Raw genomic sequence first — 18,004 nt, forward strand, 5'->3', positions numbered from 1 at the left:
CGACGCGCCGTACAGCACGCGGTCAGTCATGGCTGCCGCGGTCCTGTTGTCTGCGCCACTTCTCCTGTACGACGACCTGGCGCAGCCGCCAGCCGTTGTGGGTGCGCACGGCGGTGAACTCGTAGCGGCCGCCGCACTCGAAGTCCGGTGCGGTGCGTGTGGAGTCCGGTGCGTTGTATGTGGAGTCTGGTGCGGTGTACGTGGAGTCCGGTGCGGCGCCGGGTGCGGTGGCGAACCGCATGGGGTTGGTGTAGTCGGCCTGTATCCGCGCGGTGTCGCCGACGTCCTGCTCGCGGAGGCCGAAGCCGATCCTGCGGTTGACGATGAGGTGCTGACGCACCGCGAAGATCCGCAGCGTCTGCGCCAGCCAGTCGGAGATCTCGGCGACGGACCCCTCGATGCCGCCGGCCGATCGGTAGTCGGCCCGTCCGCCCGGTGCGAAGAGGCGGCGGTAGCCGTCCCAGTCGCCGTCGTCGACGGTGACGGCGTAGTCGGTGATGAGGTCGTCGATGGCCAACCGGTCAAGGACTGCGGCGAGTTCCACGCGCTGCGTCATCGACTCAGTCTTGGGTAACCGGAGGACGGAGCCAAGAGGCGGGGCGCAAGGCGTTGACCGGGGTGCCGACCGGTACGCCGGAGGGGGTGCGGACGCGGACCGGGCGCGGGGGCGCCGGGCGCACGCATCCTCGGCCCGGTCGTCCGGGGCGCCTACGCGGCCTGGACGATCTCGGTGCGCACGGCCTCGGCCCACTCGGTCACCAACTGCTCGTACTCCCGTCGCTGCTCGACGGAGAGACGGCCGCCGGCGCGCAGCCACAGGCCTCGGATCCGCTCGTTCAGCTCGGCCGACGACCGCACGGAACCATGGGCTTGGGGGGTTAAGGGCATGGCGTCAAGCCTAGGGGATGGCTCCGACAATCGGAACTGTCAGCTACCGCACACCTGCGGCACGTGATCGGGGCGCAGGCGCCACAAGGAGTGAACGCCCGGCGTGAGTTGTCCTTCGCGCGCTGGTCAACGAGGTGTGGGGCGGCCCGAGTGACGGAACGGGGTGATGTCCGGTGGCCGGTGTCAGTGACGGACAGCACGATCCGGAACGCCGTCCGGATTCTGAGGGCGCCCGCGTCCGGTGAACGGCAGATGAAGGAAGAGGAGGACGATGCCGGAGAAGGTGAACACCCGGGTGGCGGCGTCGAGTCCGTTCCAGCTCTTGGACTGCCACATGGCGAACCACTCGCCGCCCACGCCGATGAAGCCCCCGCCGAACAGGAGCATCAGCATCAGCAGGCCCACCGTGCTCAGGCGCCGGGCGCGGCCCTCGGAGCCGTCGCCGCGGCGCACCGCGAGAGCCCACCGGACCGTCGCGGTGATGAGGACGAGGGCGGCGAGCGTCTCCCAGGCGATGATGGCGACGTACGCGGTGTCCTGAAGCGCACGCGACTCGACGGCCCGCCACATCAGGTCGTCGTCCTTGAAGGTGGTGTCCATGGCCAGGACGTGCCGTACGAACTGCTGGTTGGTGCCGAAGTCGGTGATGTTGCCGAACGCGACGAGCGCGATGTAGAGGGCGACGACACCGGTCAGCACGGTGGCGGCCACGGCCGGTGCCCCCAGGGCGGTGCCCCGGTCGTCGGGCTGCTTGCGGTTGGCTGGCGTGAGGCGCATGCCGTGCTCCCTGTGTGCGCGCGAATGACGGCCCATGATCTCAGGGGGCGCACGGGGCGCGCAGGGGAGTGCGGCTGTTGCGTGCAGCCGCACTCCTGCGCGTGACTCCTGCGCGTGACCCTCGCGTGTGACTCCCGCGTGTGAGTCCCGCGTGTGAGTCCCGCGCGTGCGTCAGCCGGCGGCGGGCCTGATGCGACGGGCCGTCAGGGCACCGGCGGCGGCCAGGGCCGCGGTGAGAGCGAAGGTCGCCGTCAGGGCCGTGGACACCGAGCCGCCGTGCGCGGCGGAGAGGGAGACGGCCGCGCCGCCGAGTCCGCTGACGACCGCGACGGCGAGGGTCTGCGCCAGTTGCATCGCGCCGCTCGCCTCGCCCTGCCGGTCCGCCGGTGCCTGCTCCATGGCGTCGGTGGTCGCGGCGTTGAAGGCGACGCCCATGCCCGCGCCCGCGACGGCCCAGCCCACCACGGCCGTCCACGCGGGCACCGCGTCCACGAGGACACCCAGGGCCATCACGACGACACCGGTGAGCAGCACCGCGAACCCGGCCGCGATCGGCACGGCACGCGAGCGTCCGCTCCAGCGGCTGTCCGCCCGGCCCTGCCACGCGGCCCCGAGCACCCAGGTGATGGCGCCCGCGGACAGCCCGAGACCGGCCTCGGAAGCACTCAGCCCGCGCAGCCGGACCAGGCCGAGGGGCAGGAACGCCTCGCTGCCGAAGTAGGCACCGCACAGCAGGAAGCGCAGGGCGACGCCCGCGGGTACGCCGGGGCGTGCCGCGAGGGTGCCCGCGGGGGTGACCCTGCGGAGGGCGACGACGGCCGTGGCGCCGCCCACGGCCACGAGCGTCACGAGGAGGGCGGCTTGGCGCAGTTGGAGGCCCGCGAGGAGGATGCCGGTGCCCGCGGCGAGCAGGATGCTGCGGGCGACGGGGGTGGACCACCACCGGTCGACTTCGGTGCCGGTGCCGGTGCCGGTGTCCGTGCCGGTGCCCGCGCCGGTGGCTGCGCGGGCGCGGTTGGCGGCGCTGGCACGGGTGCGATTGCTGGTGGCGGTGGCGGTGGCGGCGGTGCTGGTGCCGGTGGCGTCCCCGTCCCGATCGTCGCCCGTACCCTCGGCCGCCTTGAGCCGCCGCAACTGCGGCAGCGCGAGCACGGCGGCCACCGCGATCAGCGGGAGCAGCAGCACGAACACGCCCCGCCAGGAGATCCGGTCGGAGACCACGGCCGCGATCGTCGGGCCGACCAGGGACGGAACGGTCCAGGCGCCGGACACGAGCGCGAACATCCGCGCGCGCAGGCGCCGGGGATAGGCCAGCGCGATGGCGGTGTAGGCCAGCGCCATCACCGCACCGACCCCGAGCCCCTGGAGGAACCGCCCCGCCAGGAACACGGGCCAGCCCAGCGCGGCTCCGGCGACCGCGCAGCCGACGGCGAAGACCGCGAGGCCGAGAGCGAGCGGGCGGGCGGGCCCGTGGCGGTCGGCGGCGCTGCCCGCGGCGACGGTGCCGATCAGGTTGGCCAGCATCAGCGCGGACAGGCCCCAGCCGTAGGCGTTGAGGCCGCCGAGGCGCCCGGCGATCTCCGGCAGCACGGTCGCCACACCCATCGACTCGAAGGCGACGAGCCCGACCGACAGCACGATTCCCCAGGTCAGGGCGGTAGGTGGAGCGGGCGGCTCGATGGTCCCTGCGGGCTCTGCGGCCGGTGCCGCGGCAGCCGGGGCCCGCGTGGTGGATTCCTGCTCGTACGGCAAGACAGCCCCTTCAATATGTTTCGATCCGGAACGGAACGAAACGACATGCTACCTATACTCATCGGCATGGCAACCCCGGACCCCGCAGACCGCGCGACCGAGCGTGGAGCGGAACACGCCGCCGACCGCGGAGCGGACCGCGCCGCTCACTCCGCCCGCGAGCCGGGACGTACGGGCCGCCCCCGCGACACGCGCCTGGACGAGGCCATCCTGGAGGCGACGCTCGCGCTGTTGGAGGAGTCCGGTTACCCGCACCTGACCATGGAGGGCGTGGCGCGCCGGGCCGGGACGACTAAGCCGGCCATCCGTCGCCGCTGGCCGTCCCGCCAGCACCTCGTCATCTCCGCGCTCGCGGAGACCATGGGCACCGCACCCACCCCCGACACCGGATGCACGCACTGCGACCTGATCCTCGGCATCGAGACCCTGAGCCAGGCCTTCGGCGGCACCCTCGGCCGCCGTACGCTGCCCGCCCTGGTCGCCGAACTGGCCGACGACCCCGACCTCGACCGGGTCTTCACGGAGACGCTCTTCCGCCCGCGCCGGGCCACGACCGAGGCGGCGCTGCGCCGGGGCATCGCGCGTGGGGACATCCGCGCCGACGCCGACATCGATCTGCTCCTGGACATGCTGGGCGCCACCACGTACCACCGGGTGCTGTTCGGGCATCTGCCCGTCACGGACACCCTGGCGCACGACGTCGTGATGGCCGTGATGGAGGGCGCCGCCACCCCGAGCTGGCGCGGGCACTACCAGCAGCAGCACGCGGACGGACGACCGGGCGGGCACGCGGTGCGCACGCGCTGAAACGCGGGCCCGCACCCGTCGGCCACGCACCGGCCGACCCTGCACCGGCCGACCCCGCACCCGTCGGCCCCGCACCCGTCGGCCCCGCACTCGTCGCCCCCCAGCGGCTGGTCCCGCGTCCGCGAGCCCCCGCACCCGCCAACCCCCCAGCCCTCAGCCGCCCGATGTCCCGTGCAAGGCCCGGAGCAACTGCCGCAGCGGCGGCGTCGGCGGTCCCGGCGGCACGGCGAGCGACGTGGTGAGGGTCGGGGCGGCAAGGCGCCGCACCACCACGCCCGGGACCGGCGGCAACCCCGTCACCTCGTAGAACACCGTCCAGGAAGGCGCGTCGGCACGCTCGTCGGCCAGGGCCGTGAGGGTCTCCTGGAGCGTGGTGAACGGCGGGCCGGGCACCTGCTCGACGCCTGCCGCCCGCAGGGCCCCGGTGACCAGGTCGTGGAAGGGCGGGTTGTGCTCGCGCGCGGCGAGGCGCAGCGGCAGGCCCGACAGTTCCTCCAGGCGCAGCGGCGCGGCGGCCGGCCCGGCGCCTCCGGACGGGCCCGCGGCCGGGTGCTCGGCGGGCAGGGCCGCGTACAGCGGGTCGTCCCACACCGGAAGGAGTTCGAGGCCCCGCGCCCTCGTCGCGGCCCGCACCAGCGCCGCGTCCAACTCGCCGGAGCGCACCGCGGCGAGGCGCTCGGTCAGGGGCAGCCGCCGCAGCCGCACCCGCAGGCGCGGTGCCGTTCGCCGCAGCTCCTCCAGGAGGCGGTACGTACGCTCGCCCGGTCCCTGGACGGTGCCGAGACGCAGCACTCCCTCGGCACCCGTGGCGAGGTCCGCCGCGAGCTGCCGGGTGCGGCGCGCCGCCGTGAGCACGGCCCGCGCCTCGGGGAGCAGCCGCTCGCCCGCGCCGGAGAGCCGGACATGGCGGGTCGACCGGTCGAAGAGGGTGACGCCGAGTTCGCGCTCCAGACGGCGGATCTGCTGGCTGACGGCCGACTGCACGATGCCGAGGCGTCCGGCGGCACGGCCGAACCCGCCTTCGTCGGCCACGGCGGCGAAGTACTCGAGCTGGCGCAGTTCCACGGGTACCTCCGAAGCGCGGCCATGCGGCACGGCCATGCGGCACAGCCATGCAGCACCGTCGTGCCGTACCGATTCATCACGGCCGGTGATCTCTGTAGACGACAACTGCCGGTGGTACGCGCCTTCTTCCCCGGGTCGAATGGGAGCCGTGGCCGAAGAGGGCGCAAGCCGCCCACCACGAGCACCGAGAGAGAGCCGAGAGGAATGACGACGCGAGACGTACAGGACGCCACCGGCGCGACCGCCCACATCGTGCCGCCCGGCACGGCCGAACACGTACCCCTGCCGCACGGCGGCGCCTTCGAGCTGCTGGCCGACGCGGGGGACACCGGCGGCGCCCTCGGCGTCAACAGGCTGACGCTCGGGGAGGGCGCCGACGGCGCGAGACCCCACCACCACGCCCGGTCGACGGAGCTGTTCTACGTACTCGACGGGGTGGTGGAGTTCCTCGTGGGAGGCGGCGGGACGACGACGGTCGCACGGGGCGGACTCGTCGTCGTCCCGCCGGGGACGCCGCACGCGTTCGGCGCGGCGGCCGGTGCCACCGCCGATCTGCTGGCGGTCCTGACACCGGGTGTCGACCGGTTCGGCTACTTCCGTGCCCTGGGCCGCATCCAGCACGGCCTGGACACGTTCGAGAGCCTCCTGCCCGAACAGGACCGGTACGACGTGCACTTCCTCGGGGGCACGGTCGCCGCGGACTGGGAGTCCGCGCGCGCCCGCGCTAGGACGGGTCGCGCACCGTCCCGGTGACGGTCGGGCCGCGGTGCACGTTCCACGACTGGTCGTAGGTGAACAGCCGGAGCCGCAGGGTCTCCTTCGGCTCCCGCACCCGGTCCTTGACAGTGGGCACGCTCACCACGACGCTGCGCTCGCCCGCCTTGACGGACGTCTGGATGTACGGGGCGTCCGACACCTTGGACAGCGGGACCTGCGGGTTCGGGGAGCGCCCGAAGACCTCCTTCAGCCAGCGCTTGTCGACGTCCTTGGTGGACAGCTCCTTGGCACCACCGCTGACGGGCCGGATGTCGAACCCGGTCTCGATGGGGGTGTCGGCCACCGCTGACAGCGAGATGCGCCACTTCAGGGGCTTGCCCTCGGTGACGCGGTCCGCGACGGGCGTCACGGTGACCTTCGGCATCGGGTCGTCGTTCCGCACGGTCACGCCGCCGCCGTAGGAACCGACCACCGCGCCGCTGACGGCCTTGGCCAGCACCTCGTGGGACACGTCCGAGTCGTAGCGCTTGTTGCCGCGCACCGTCACCGGCACGTCGACGTGCTCACCGCCCGCGCGCACCGTGACCACGCGCGCCGTGGCCTTCTGCGTGACCGGGTCGACCATGAACAGCCGGACCTTGCCGGTGCCGTGCCCGGAGACCCGTACGGGCACCTGGTACGTGCGGACCCCGGAGTCGCCCTCCTTCACCTTGAGCCGGCCGATGTCGACCCGCGCGAGATCGGCGGTCCCGGCGTCCGGGGTGCCGGGGCGCCAGCCCCACCCGTCCACGAGCCAGGCACGCCCGGACCGGGTGCGCGGGGTCAGCTCCAGGGAGGTCACCTGCGTGAGGTCGAGTCCGGCGCGGGTGGCAGCGGTCAGCGGCACCCGGACCTCGCGTCCCCAGTACGAGGACGTCCGCTCGGTGCCGGGCAGACCGTCGGCCTTGACCTCGCCGAGCTTCGCCCGGTGCCCGGAGGCGTCGGTGACCGCGACGTCGAGCCGGGTGCCCTTGGAGTTGGGCGGCACGATCACGCGCAGCGCGAGGGACTTGGAGCCCGCGAGGGACACGGGCTTCCTGGGCCGCACCTTCGTCGCGGCGCCGGACTGCGACCAGCGCATCGCCACCGACTGACGGCCGGCCTCCGGCGAGGTCGACCAGACGGCGAAGTGCGGCGACGAGCCCTTCGTACTCATCGGGAGGCAGGCACGGGAGGCCCGGTCGTCCACCTGCGCGCACAGCCTGCCGCTGCCGGACACGTCCAGTGCGGAGCCCGGCACGAACGCCGGGGTGCGGTTGCCGCCGACGGCGTGCGTGAGCACCCGCGCCGGGTTCGCCGAGGGGGCGCGGCGGCCGGAGCCGTCGAGCAGCGGACGCACCCGGTCGTCACCGCCGACGAAGAGCCTGGCCGCGGCGGCGATGTACGTGGAGCCGGCCTTCTGCTGCTGCTTGGCCTTCAGACGCGTCGGCTTGCCCGGCGCGCACACCGGGTCCTGATTGCCGCTGCCCTCGGAGTAGAAGTCGTCGGACGCGGGTGCCTTCGCCTGCCCGGGGGTCCACTCGGTGTTGAAGTAGTTGTGGTTGGCGCCGACCATGTAGACCGCGCTGTGCAGGGCCTTGCCGCGGCTGACGCCACGGGTGCCGTCGGCGAACAACTGCCCCTGGAGGTCCGAGACGTCGCCGTCGCAGCCCGGCAGGATCGTCATCGACGGGACGTCGGGCGTGGGGTTCTGGCCGAAGATGGTGGGGCCGATGAGCACGGTGCCACGGATGTTCCACCGGGCCGGGCCCGGCGCGCCGTCCTGGTCGGCCGGTGGCGGCGACAGGCTGTCGAGCGCGGCACGGTCGACGCCCTCACCGCCGCGGGAGTGGCCGACGAGCAGGACGCGGGAGGTGTCCACGGGCGCGGTGGCGCGCACGGCCGCGGGCGGGGCGCCCTGGCCCGCGGCCCAGTCCGCCCAGCGGCCGAGGTGCTGGCGCACCAGCGACGAACGGGCCTGGGCGCCGCCGTCGGGGATGTCGTCCTGGCCGTTGATGCCGTTGGCGGAGATCGACACCGTCACATAGCCCTGCGAGGCGAGGAGCTTCTGGTCGTGCAGGTAGCCCCGGTAGCTGGGGACCGGCTTCTGACCGTTCTTGCAGGGCCAGCTGCCGGTCGCCGAGTCGCCCTTGTAGCAGGTCTCGTGGCGGCCGTGCAGGAAGAGCGCGAGGGGCCGCTTGCCGGTGGCACCGGTCGGGCCGACCACCGTCGCGCGCATCTCGACCGGCTCGCGGAAGCCTGGAATACGCACGGACGGCAGGGTGTACTCGCCGCTCACCGTGCGGAAGTCGCCCGGGACGCCGGGGTCGACCCGGTTCTCCGGCAGGGGCGCCGAGGACGCGGCGGGCGGCGCGATCCGCGGGGGCGGTCCCGCGGGCTCGGCGCCCGCGTCCAGGCGGCGGCCTGCCGCCTGCGCCTGGAGCTCGGACGGCGAGCCGATCCCGGCCCCGTTCAGGGGCAGCCGGAACGTCCGCTGGTCGGCGGCAGCATCGGGGACGCCGATGAGCCGGTCGCCCGCGTAGAACTCGACGCGGGCGTTCCCCATGGGCAGCCGCTTCGGCGCGCGCCAGACCAAGTGCCGTTCGGCGCCGGACCCGTCGAGCCGCCACCCCTCGGGCAGACGGTCCCCGGTGTCTCCTGACAGCGCCGATCCCCCTGGGGCCGCGGGGCTCTGCGCCGGTGCGGCAGGTCTCGGGGACGCGGGCGGTATTCGGTCGCCGGGCTGCGCGTGCGCGAGCCCGGGAACGCCCACCGCCAGCGCGAGGACCGCCGCAGCGGCGGTCACCGAGCGCGGGACATGGATCAAGACAGTCCTCCAGTTCGAGCTGTTCCGCGGCCGTCCGACCGACGGCCGCCCCCGGCTCCGCCCAGAAGGGTCACCGGGTCCCTCACCTGGAGATGCCAACGGATGGGCGCGGGTTGCCTCGTGGGGCGCGCGCTCTTGTCCGGTACGACCGGTGCCGCGCATCATGCGGCCATGGATGATCACCTTCCCGAGCCCGCTCCCACGTCACCGACCGCGGTCCGGCTCACCTCGTACGGCCGGGACGACCAGAACGAGATACTCGGTGACGGCGCCGACCCCTTCGGCGTCGCGGACACGGGCCTGACGTGGCTGCCCAAGCAGGAGCACTTCGGCGTCAGGGCGGACGGCCGACTCGTGGCGCACGCGGGTCTGTTGCGGGTGCCCGTCTCGATCGGCGGCGTCGAGACCGAAGTGATCGGCGTGGGCGGTGTGGCCGTCGCCCCCGACCAGCGGGGCCGCGGGCTCGCCCGCACGGTCCTTGCGGCGGCGCTCGCCCACGCCCGCACGATGGGCCCCCGCCACGCCCTGCTCTTCTGCCGCCCGCCCCTCGTCGCCCTGTACGAGCGGCTCGGCTGGCGGACGCTGGATCAGGAGGTGTACGTACAGCAGCCCGCGGGCCCGGTGCTGATGCCGCTGCGGACGATGTGGAAGCCCCTGGCGCCCGACCCGGAGGGGGCCGAGGACGCGGAAGCGGCGGTAGAGCCGACAGAGCCGGTGGAGTGGGCGGGGCCGGTGGGGCCGGCGGGTGAGGTGCGGCTCCTGTCACTCCCCATGTGAGGGATATGAGGGGTGTGAGGGATGCGGCGAATGTGAGAGGCGGCCCCCGCCACGTGACAGGACGGGACGGAGGCACGGCGTGCCGCGCAAGGGCGCACGGACGTAGCCGCACGGCGCATGCCGGGAGCAGGAGCGGGGCGCGCCTGCGCCCTGGCAGTGCGCCCTGGCCGGGCCTACAGTGTGGGACCCATGGCCCTGCGTGACGGAACGCACCCCGGCCCGCCACCGCCGGGACGACCGACGGGTGCGGCCGGCACGGCGGCGTACGGGGTGCGGTGACGCCCGGCCGCGAGGCCGACAACCATCGCGTGATCTCCACCCGTCCCCTGCCACGGCGTGCGCGGGCCGGGTGTGCGCCGAGAGCCGCTGGAGGCAGCCGTGTCCGGACCGAGCGTCGCCTTGATCGCCGACCCCACGTCCCCCGAGGGCTGCCGGGAGTATCTGGCCGAGGCCGTCGAAGTGCTCACGGGGGCGCCGCCGTGCCGTATCGACTCCCGGCACTTCGCCGCCTGCGGCACCGGCCGCGTCCGCGAGCGCGACGGCACCCGCTTACGCCTGCACGTCCCCGAGCAGGGGGTCGAGGTGGTGCCCGACGTCGTGGTCCTGTACGAGATCCCACCGCACCGCCGCCGCTCCCTCGCCGCCTTCCAGCGGCTCCTCGCCCACCACCGGACGGTGACCCTGGGCGCGGGCGTGGCGGCGTGGCGGGCGGCCACGGAGAAGGACCGGACGCTCGCGTACTTCCGGCGGGACGGCGTCGCGCACATGGACACCGTGGTCCTGTCCCGTCCCGGGGCCCGCGAGGCGGATGCCGCGTTCGAGCGGCTCGGCGGCGACGTCTGGGCCCGGCCGGTCGTCGGCACCGGCGGCAGCGACACCTTCCACGTCACCACCGGGACCCAACTGGCCGATGCCACCGCGTACTACGCACGTCGGCACAGCGCCTGGCTGCTCTCGCGCGACGCGGGGAACACCGTCGCCGACGGCCGCAGGCACCAGTTCCGCGTGTTCGTCCTCGGCGGGCGCGTCATCCACGCCCGCGAGCACCTCCAAGCCGCGACGGACGCGCCCTGCAACACCTGCCAGGGCGCGACGGCCGTGCCCATCGCACCGGCCGACCTGCCACGCGCCTCGCCGACCTGGCCGTCGCGGCCACCGCGTCGGTGGGCCTGCCCTTCGCCGGAGTGGACCTGGCGATCGAGAACGGCGGGGTCGTCTTCGAGGTCAACGTCCAGCCGGCCTTCATCGACGGCGAGTTGGAGACGGTGGCCGTGCCGTACGTCCAGGCCCACCTGGACGCCCTCGACCGCACCGCGGAGAGCCGCGGGGGCGGCCACCGCCGCCCGGCACACGGCCTGCGCCACGGCAGCCGGGTCCACGGGCCCTCACCCCAAGTGGCCTAGGGCCCCTCGGCCGGGCCGGGTAGGTCCGGAGGAGTAGGCCGGTTCGGGCCGGAGCCGCATGCACGGCAGGCGGAGTGCGCCGTAGCGTCCGCACTCATGCAGCACACGGACAGCACCTGGCGCGACGCCCGCACCCGTACCCGCGACACCCTGGACCGGCTCGCCCGCGAGCGGGACATCTGGGTGTCGACGGCACACCCCGAGCACGGCCCGCACCAAGTACCCCTGTGGTTCTGGTGGGACGGCGAAGCGGTGTGGATGTGCACCGCCGAGCGGACCGTGACGGCGCGCAACGCACGGGCGGAGCCCCGGGTGCGCCTCGCGCTGCCGGACACGGCCGACGTGGTGCTCCTGCACGGGGACGCGGAGTGCCACGGCGCGCACCACGTGCCGCGGCAGGCGGGCGACGGGTTCGCCGCCAAGTTCGGCTGGGACCCGCGCCGGGAGGAGTCGCCGCACGTGTATCTGCGCGTGCGGCCGACGAAGGTGCTCGCGTGGCGCGGCGAACCGGAACACCGGGGGCGCGTCGTGCTGCGTGCTGGGGAGTGGCTGGGCCTCTGACCGAGGGAGTGGTCGGCCTCGGACCCGGGGGGGAGTGGCTGGGCCTCTGACCGGGGGAGTGGCCAGGCCCCCGGCCCGAGGACAGCGCCGGGCCCCCGACCCGAAGGGCGGGCCACCCGACCTGGCAGAAAGGGTTCTTCCCGCAGGTTCGCACCCCTTCGGGTGAACCCCGGAATGTGTCACTCCGCGCACGGGCAGCCTGGCGAACGGTCCATCCGGACCCCGACCAGAAAGGCCACGTCCCGACATGACGACGCACCACATTTCCGCCGTGCCCGGAACCGCCACCACCCCCGGCCGGGAGGCCGCGTCCGTACCGAGGAGGCGGCACCTCCGCCGGGCGCTGCTCGGCATGGCGGCGGCCCTGCTCGTGACGGGCAGCCTCGCCGTGGCCGCGCCCGCCGGGGCGGCCGACTGTCCCAGCGGCGAGTTCTGTACCTGGGAGCACTCCGACTACAAGGGCCAGCGCGCCAACTGGTCCGGCGACGACGGCTGGTGGGAGAGCTGGATCGCCGACGAGGACTCCTCGTGGGCCAACCACGGCATCTCGGGTCCGGGCATCAAGGACCACGTCAAGGTGTACTCGCGCGCCCACCAGGGCGGCCACATGACCATCTGCCTCGCGCCGGGCCAGGAGGTCGCCCACAACGGTGCCGCCAACGACAACGGCGACTCGCACACGTGGGCCATGAGCTGCTGACCGATTCGTCCCGCCCCGGACGCCCGATTCGTCCGGGGTCGGACGGGTGCCGCACGCCTGTCGGACATAGGCCGGTCCTGTAGGGCATAAGCGGCGCGGGACCGCGTATAAGAGAAGTGAGGACGTCGCGGCCTTGCGGCCGACCGACGGCGCACCAACGCCCCGGACCCCGGCGTGCGCCCCCTTCCCGGGGGCGCGAGTCCCGCCCACCCGAGCCCGACCCGGGCCGGCGGCATGAGGAGGTCGCTCGTGGGGAGCTTGCGCCGGATGACGGAGGCGGAGTGCCGTGAGGTGCTGGCCCGAGCCTGGGCGGGACGGCTCGCGGTGGCCCGCCGCGGGCGTCCCTACATGGAGTTGGTCGGCCTCGTGGTGCGGGACGGGGAGCCGGTGGCACTGGTGTCGGACTCCGGTCCCGTGGCCCGCGCGCTGCCGCCCGTGGTCGCCCCCCCGCCAACTGGTGATCCTGGAGACCGACGACGCCGTCACCGCGGACGTCGTGGGCTGCGCGCAGCGGGCGGTCCGGGCGGTCACGGCGCTCGGCCGTCCCCGCTGGGTGGTGGCGACCGACGAGGTGGGCGAGTGCCTCCGTGCGGCCACCGCCCGCGGGTTGGACGTCACGCCCGGCACCTCCTTCCTGACCCTGACGGGTCCCGTCCTCAGTGGCGAGCACCATGTGCTGCGCTGCGGCCGCAAAGTGCGGAGCGGGGACACCGAACCGGCGGGGAGCGTGGCGGGGAGGGCGTTGGACAGGGCAGAGGACAGGGGGGCAGACGGGACGGAGGACAGGGTGGCGGACAGGGCGGCCACCCGGCAGGAGACCGCCTCGCGTTGAGGCGCGGGCGCCGCAGCGAGAAGGCGGCGCAGAACAGGGCGGCCGGGATCGCGCTTCAGGGCAGCGAGGCCGCGGTCCCGGCTCTTCCTCTCCTCGGGGGCGGCTCCCGCCCACCCCCGAGGAGAGGGCAGCGGTGCGAGGACGCCCGGCGGAGGGGGAGCCGCCACGTCCTCGCACCTGCGGCCGCCGCCCCCGCCGACGAACGGCGGCGGCCGCCCGGGGGGTACGCCCGTCCCACCAATGTGCACCCGATGAACGGAAAAAGCTCCACCCTTGCCTACACAACGTGCCGAGAAAGCCAAAGTAGGTAAGACAGGGGCGCATGGGGTACCTGTGACTACGTACAGTCACCAAGAAGGCTGCTGGCGCCGATGGTCATACGGCGGACGGCCCGCCGGAGCCCTCCGCCACGACGCGTACGGTTCCCAGCGAGCCGTCCGCCGCGTCCGGCAGGTTCATCCCGGCGGCCACGCCCGAGCGCAGGTAGTCCAGGACCGGTGCGGTGAGCCGCTCGCCGGGCAGGACGGCGGGGATGCCGGGCGGGTACGGGGTGATCATCTCGGCGGCGACGCGCCCGGCGGCCTCGGCGCGGGGAACGTCCTCGACGGCGCCGAAGTAGGCGTCGCGGGGTGAAAGTACCTGTTCCAGGCGGAGTTCGGCGGGCTCGGGCACCTCCACGCGGGTGGGCTCGGGCAGTCCGGAAGCGCCACGGGCGAGGGCTGTGAGGGCCTTGAGCAGGGGGCCGGTGGTTTCCTCGCTGTCCGCGTGCGTGAGTTGGGTGCTGATGCGCCGGTGGTCGGCGAGATGGGCGTCCACGGCGTGGTGCTCGCGCAGCCAGTCCGCCGCCTGGTAGCCCGTGATGCCGAGGTCCGTGACGTCGATGACCACCGGAAGCGGATCGAAGTCGTCGGCGAGGGAGGGGCCGCAGAAGTCGTCCCGGTCGTTGACGTGCAGCCCGTCGATGGCCTCGATCGCCTCCCGTACGCCGCGGGCGTGGTCGAGGGCGCGGCCGAGGAGCTGTTCGCCGTGCAGCGCCATCTGGCGGCGCCAGCCGTCGAGTCCGGCGTAGAGGAGGACCGAGGGGCTGGTGGTGCCGAGCAGGTCCGCCCGGCTCTCCAGGACGTGCGGTTCGATCAGGTCGCCCTGGAGGTGGAAGACGGAGCCCTGCTCCAGGCCGCTGCCCATCTTGTGGATGCTGGTCACGCAGACGTCCGCGCCCGCGTCCATGGCCCACTTGGGCAGATCGGGGTGGAAGGGCAGATGCGCGCCCCACGCCTCGTCCACGACGAGAGGCAGGGAGCGGCTGTGGCAGACCCGTGCGACGCCCTCCAGGTCGGCGCAACTGCCGTACGGGGTGGGGCTGGTGATCAAGGCGCCCTTGGCGTCCGGGTGGGCACGGAACGCCGCCTCGAAGTCCTCGGCCGCGGGCGGGTGCGCGAGATGGCGCTCCGCGTCCCAGCGGGGCTCCACCCACACGGGGTGGATGCCGGACAGGACGAGACCGGAGACGACGGCCTTGTGGGCGTCCCGGCCCACCAGGAGCTTGGTGTGCGGGCCCGCGACCGACAGCATCGCCGCCTTGACCGAGAGGGAGCTGCCGCAGGTCGAGAAGAACGTGTGGGACGCGTGCACGGCGTCGGCCATCAGACTTTCGGCGCGCTTCAGCACGGCGCCGCTGGTCAGCCGGTCGTCCAGGCCTCCGGACGCGAGCAGATCACCGTGGAAGACCGCGTCCCCGAGAACTTCGCGGACCCGGGGATCGGCGCCGCGGGCCTGCTTGTGACCCGGGGGCGTGAAGGCGAGCTGGCCCTGTTCGCGGTACGCGGCCAGGGCTTCCAGGACAGGTGCCTGCGTGTGATCGACTGACATGCGGTACGGGTTCCCGGGCCGCCCGGGGGCAACCGGTGCGACCTTCGGCTGTCCCCGGGCGGCCGTACCCGGCCCTGCCGGGCCGGGGGGGCAGGCGCGTCGCCGTTCCCCCGGCCGGCCCGGCGGGCCTGCGCACCGCGCCCGGCATCAGGCCTTCGAACCCCGCCGGGCCAGCCACACCACGGCGATGCCCGCGGCGGCGGCGAGCAGCAGGGTGCGGTGGTCGCGCGCGGCGCGGGCTCCCTGGGCCGCCTTCTCGCGCACCGGCTCGGGTGCCTTCTCCTGCACCTGGTGCACCGCGTCGGCGGCCTTGGTCCGGGCCTGCGCGGCCTTGTCGCGCACGGGTTCCGGCACCCGGTCCTGCACCTGGTGTACCGCTTCGGCCGCCTTGGCCTTGAACTGGTCGGCCTTCGCGGCGGCCTGTTCCTTCACTTCCGTGGCCTTGGCGGCGGCCTGTTCCTTCACCTCGGTGGCCTTGGCGGCAGCCTGTTCCTTCACCTCGGTCGCCTTGGCCCCGGCCTGTTCCTTCACCTCGGCGGCCTTCTCGCCGGCGCGGGCCTTCACGTCCGCCTTCGCGGCCAGGGCTTCGACCGTGTGGCCCAGCTCCGTGCGGGTGTGCTCGACCTGCTCGCGCAGCTCTTCAGGGGTGGCGGGGGCCTTCTCCGGGGGCGGCTTGCTCATCGGTGTGCACTCTCCTTGATCTCGGCCACGTCGGCCTTCACGTTCTGGATCGTCTGCTCGGGCGCGGGCGGCGCGGCCTCGCTGATCTCCTTCTTGCCGGTGAGGGCGAGGACGCCGGCGAGCGCGCCCAGCACGCCGCCGACGATCAGCGCGGCGGCCCAGACGGGCAGCGGCACGGCGAGCCCGGCGATGGCCGCGGCCACCAGGGCCTGCAGGGTGAGGAAACCGACGAGCCCGGCACCGCCGAAGAGCCCGCCGCCCTTGCCGTAGTGCCGCCCCTTCTCCTTCATCTCCGCCTGCGCCAGGCGGAGTTCGCCGCGCACCAGTTCCGTCAGCTGCTGCGAAGCGCGCTGCACCAGCTCGCCCACCGGTTCGCCGCCGGACTGCGGCACCGGGCCGCTCCCCGGCGTTGCCGCCGGCTCGCCCAGCGCCGATGAGCCGGTGTCGTGCGTGGCGCGCTCCGTCTTCGCGGGCGAAGTCCGCGTGTCCCTGACCGTCATGGCGATCACCTCCCGTCTCGTCGCCCGGCTCAGGCGCGGGCGCACCTGACTGCGGGCAGGTCCCGGGTACCCCGGAAGTGCCTCTTCAGGCGCCGTGACACGAGAACCGGAATGCGTCACGAGACCTTCACAGAGTCGGCATGGTGCCGAACGCGGTGGTGGGCACACGGGACACGTGTCTGCCGGGAGGGAGCCCGGAACCGTGATAGTTGTCGCGTGCCTGCTGCTGCCGTTGGTCGGGCTGCTGCTGTACGGCATGGACCGGATCGAGGACCGACTCATGGGCGGCTCGTCGCCGGAGGCGACCGCGCCCCGGCATGCGCGCCGCCGCCATCTGCGGCTTGTGCGCGGAGGCCACCGGCACGCCGCCGACGCATCCTCCGACGCATCCGTCCAGGGGTCCACCGATGCAACCGTCCACGCGACCAGCGGCGCGTCCGTCGACGTGTCCGCCGAGGCAGGCGGCGACGTGACGCCGACGGACCACCGCCGTGCCCACGCCCGCGCCCAGGGGCAGGGTCAGGGACAGGGCGGCCGGGGGCAGGGCCAGGACCACGCGCACGCCCGTCACCGTGACCGCCGTGACCGGCGTGAAGGACGGCGCCTGAACACCGCAGCGTGAGACCCCGGCCGGGCCGCGTCACCCGAATGGCCCAATCGTGGGTGTGCCGTCTGTGACCCGTGGGAGGGCAACCGGGCAGCGCAACCGGTACGACCCACTGCCACACCGCGACTCTCCGTGACATCCGGCGTTGCGACGTACCGGACCGCGGTGCGTGATGGAGGGGAGGCGCGCGGTGTCCGCGGCGAAGTCTTCGCCCGCCGCTTGCCCAAGGGAGTGATCACCCATGGCGAAGGGCGACGTCTTCGACACACCCGAGGCCCTGACCGGACTCACGGCTTACGACCGGGCCGGCGACAAGATCGGCAGCGTCCAGCAGGTCTACCTCGACGACCAGACGGGTCGGCCCGAGTGGGTGACTGTCAAAACCGGCCTGTTCGGGATGAAGGAGAGCTTCGTCCCGCTCGCCGGCGCCCGTCGCGAGGGCGACGACCTCAAGGTGGCCACCACGAAGGACGTGGTCAAGGAGGCGCCGCGCGTCGACGCCGACCAGCACCTCGATCCCTCCCAGGAGAGCGAGCTGTACGCCCACTACGGCCTCGCGCCCACGCAGGGCACGCCCGGCATGGGCACCGCCGGACAGCGGCCCACCGGCCGGGGCCAGGCCGCCGCCGGTACCGGCATGGCCGCGGGCGCCCAGGGCCTCGGCGACGCGGGCCGCACCACCGGGGCGCGCGAGTACGCCATGCGCAGCGGCGACCGCGGCGACGACAAGGCGCACGAGATGATGCTCTCCGAGGAGCAGCTCCACGTCGGCACGCAGGAGGAGGAGGTCGGCCGGGCCCGCCTGCGCAAGGTGGTCGTGACCGAGGACGTGACCACCTCCGTCCCCGTGTCCCACGAGGAGGTCCGCGTCGTGCGCGAGCCCGTGCGCGAGGGCGAGCGGACCCGCGCCGCCAAGATCGGCGAGGAGGAGACGGAAGTCACCCTGCACGCCGAGAAGCCGGTGGTGCGCAAGGAGACCAGGCCGGTCGAGCGGGTGCGTCTGGAGACCGAGAAGGTCACGGAGACGCAGGAGATCTCGGACAAGGTCCGCAAGGAGCGGGTCGAGTACGACGACCCGAAGGGCGGCACCCGGGGCCGGGGCCGCGACCCGAAGGGCCCGCGCCACTGACCCGTGACCGGGAACCCCGCCGGTGTGCGTGAGTCGGGGCCCACCCCCCCAAAGGGGGGGGCCCACACACCCAAGCCCCCCCCCCGGGAAACCC

General features: G+C 73.9%; 18 protein-coding genes. 9 read left to right on the forward strand and 9 right to left on the reverse strand.

Annotated features, from left to right (window positions below; genetic code table 11):
- Window positions 1-22: 22 nt before the first annotated feature.
- The 4 genes from GPA10_RS26790 to GPA10_RS26805 form a co-directional block, all read right to left on the reverse strand.
- Window positions 23-556, reverse strand: a complete 534-nt coding sequence (locus GPA10_RS26790; RefSeq protein WP_157167743.1) for a nuclear transport factor 2 family protein — start codon at window positions 554-556, stop codon at window positions 23-25.
- A gap of 152 nt (window positions 557-708) precedes the next feature.
- Window positions 709-888, reverse strand: coding sequence for a hypothetical protein (locus GPA10_RS26795; RefSeq protein WP_079086477.1), 180 nt, complete (start codon window positions 886-888; stop codon window positions 709-711).
- Window positions 889-1,071: 183 nt separating this feature from the next.
- Window positions 1,072-1,665: a DUF2165 domain-containing protein gene (locus tag GPA10_RS26800; RefSeq protein ID WP_058848875.1), complete on the reverse strand. Its 594-nt coding sequence runs from the start codon at window positions 1,663-1,665 to the stop codon at window positions 1,072-1,074.
- A 171-nt stretch (window positions 1,666-1,836) separates the two neighbouring features.
- The gene (locus tag GPA10_RS26805; protein WP_157167744.1) at window positions 1,837-3,417 is read right to left on the reverse strand and encodes an MFS transporter; all 1,581 of its coding nucleotides are present in this window, start codon (window positions 3,415-3,417) and stop codon (window positions 1,837-1,839) included.
- A gap of 66 nt (window positions 3,418-3,483) precedes the next feature.
- Between GPA10_RS26805 and GPA10_RS26810 the strand changes: the two genes are divergently transcribed.
- The gene (locus tag GPA10_RS26810; RefSeq protein WP_157167745.1) at window positions 3,484-4,224 is read left to right on the forward strand and encodes a TetR/AcrR family transcriptional regulator; all 741 of its coding nucleotides are present in this window, start codon (window positions 3,484-3,486) and stop codon (window positions 4,222-4,224) included.
- Between the two features lie 153 nt (window positions 4,225-4,377).
- Here GPA10_RS26810 and GPA10_RS26815 read toward each other — a convergent pair whose 3' ends face one another.
- On the reverse strand, window positions 4,378-5,289 hold the full coding sequence (locus GPA10_RS26815; RefSeq protein ID WP_343041364.1) for a LysR family transcriptional regulator: 912 nt from the start codon (window positions 5,287-5,289) through the stop codon (window positions 4,378-4,380).
- 204 nt (window positions 5,290-5,493) lie between these two features.
- Between GPA10_RS26815 and GPA10_RS26820 the strand changes: the two genes are divergently transcribed.
- Window positions 5,494-6,042: a cupin domain-containing protein gene (locus GPA10_RS26820; RefSeq protein ID WP_157167747.1), complete on the forward strand. Its 549-nt coding sequence runs from the start codon at window positions 5,494-5,496 to the stop codon at window positions 6,040-6,042.
- Here GPA10_RS26820 and GPA10_RS26825 read toward each other — a convergent pair.
- Window positions 6,014-8,851: an alpha/beta hydrolase gene (locus GPA10_RS26825; RefSeq protein ID WP_157167748.1), complete on the reverse strand. Its 2,838-nt coding sequence runs from the start codon at window positions 8,849-8,851 to the stop codon at window positions 6,014-6,016. The two genes, GPA10_RS26820 and GPA10_RS26825, sit on opposite strands and share 29 nt — an antisense overlap.
- Before the next feature lie 171 nt (window positions 8,852-9,022).
- Between GPA10_RS26825 and GPA10_RS26830 the strand changes: the two genes are divergently transcribed.
- The 5 genes from GPA10_RS26830 (at window position 9,023) to GPA10_RS26850 (ending at window position 13,124) form a co-directional block, all read left to right on the forward strand.
- Entirely contained in the window at window positions 9,023-9,628 is a 606-nt protein-coding gene (locus tag GPA10_RS26830; RefSeq protein ID WP_157167749.1) for a GNAT family N-acetyltransferase, read from the forward strand.
- A 378-nt stretch (window positions 9,629-10,006) separates the two neighbouring features.
- Window positions 10,007-11,068 (forward strand): ATP-grasp domain-containing protein, encoded by a 1,062-nt coding sequence (locus GPA10_RS26835; RefSeq protein WP_246259819.1) that lies wholly within the window; start codon window positions 10,007-10,009, stop codon window positions 11,066-11,068.
- A gap of 59 nt (window positions 11,069-11,127) precedes the next feature.
- On the forward strand, window positions 11,128-11,592 hold the full coding sequence (locus GPA10_RS26840) for a pyridoxamine 5'-phosphate oxidase family protein (protein ID WP_157167750.1): 465 nt from the start codon (window positions 11,128-11,130) through the stop codon (window positions 11,590-11,592).
- Between the two features lie 352 nt (window positions 11,593-11,944).
- Window positions 11,945-12,292, forward strand: coding sequence for a peptidase inhibitor family I36 protein (locus GPA10_RS26845; RefSeq protein WP_058848939.1), 348 nt, complete (start codon window positions 11,945-11,947; stop codon window positions 12,290-12,292).
- 457 nt (window positions 12,293-12,749) lie between these two features.
- Window positions 12,750-13,124: a hypothetical protein gene (locus GPA10_RS26850; RefSeq protein WP_157167751.1), complete on the forward strand. Its 375-nt coding sequence runs from the start codon at window positions 12,750-12,752 to the stop codon at window positions 13,122-13,124.
- Between the two features lie 375 nt (window positions 13,125-13,499).
- Here the strand turns inward: GPA10_RS26850 and GPA10_RS26855 are convergent, their stop codons facing one another.
- From GPA10_RS26855 to GPA10_RS26865, 3 genes are all read right to left on the reverse strand, one after another.
- A complete protein-coding gene (locus tag GPA10_RS26855) occupies window positions 13,500-14,993 on the reverse strand; it encodes an aminotransferase class I/II-fold pyridoxal phosphate-dependent enzyme (RefSeq protein ID WP_157167752.1) in 1,494 nt (497 codons plus the stop codon).
- A 147-nt stretch (window positions 14,994-15,140) separates the two neighbouring features.
- Complete coding sequence (locus GPA10_RS26860; RefSeq protein ID WP_157167753.1) at window positions 15,141-15,674, reverse strand: DUF3618 domain-containing protein; 534 nt, start codon at window positions 15,672-15,674, stop codon at window positions 15,141-15,143.
- Window positions 15,671-16,042: a phage holin family protein gene (locus GPA10_RS26865; protein WP_425505822.1), complete on the reverse strand. Its 372-nt coding sequence runs from the start codon at window positions 16,040-16,042 to the stop codon at window positions 15,671-15,673. The genes GPA10_RS26860 and GPA10_RS26865 overlap by 4 nt, the downstream gene beginning before the upstream one ends.
- A 334-nt stretch (window positions 16,043-16,376) precedes the next feature.
- On the opposite strand from GPA10_RS26865, the gene GPA10_RS26870 reads away from it, so the two are divergent.
- A complete protein-coding gene (locus tag GPA10_RS26870; RefSeq protein ID WP_157167755.1) occupies window positions 16,377-16,796 on the forward strand; it encodes a hypothetical protein in 420 nt (139 codons plus the stop codon).
- A 226-nt stretch (window positions 16,797-17,022) separates the two neighbouring features.
- On the forward strand, window positions 17,023-17,910 hold the full coding sequence (locus GPA10_RS26875) for a DUF2382 domain-containing protein (RefSeq protein WP_157167756.1): 888 nt from the start codon (window positions 17,023-17,025) through the stop codon (window positions 17,908-17,910).
- Window positions 17,911-18,004: the final 94 nt, after the last annotated feature.

This window comes from Streptomyces typhae (assembly GCF_009755605.1).
GTDB lineage: Bacteria > Actinomycetota > Actinomycetes > Streptomycetales > Streptomycetaceae > Streptomyces > Streptomyces typhae.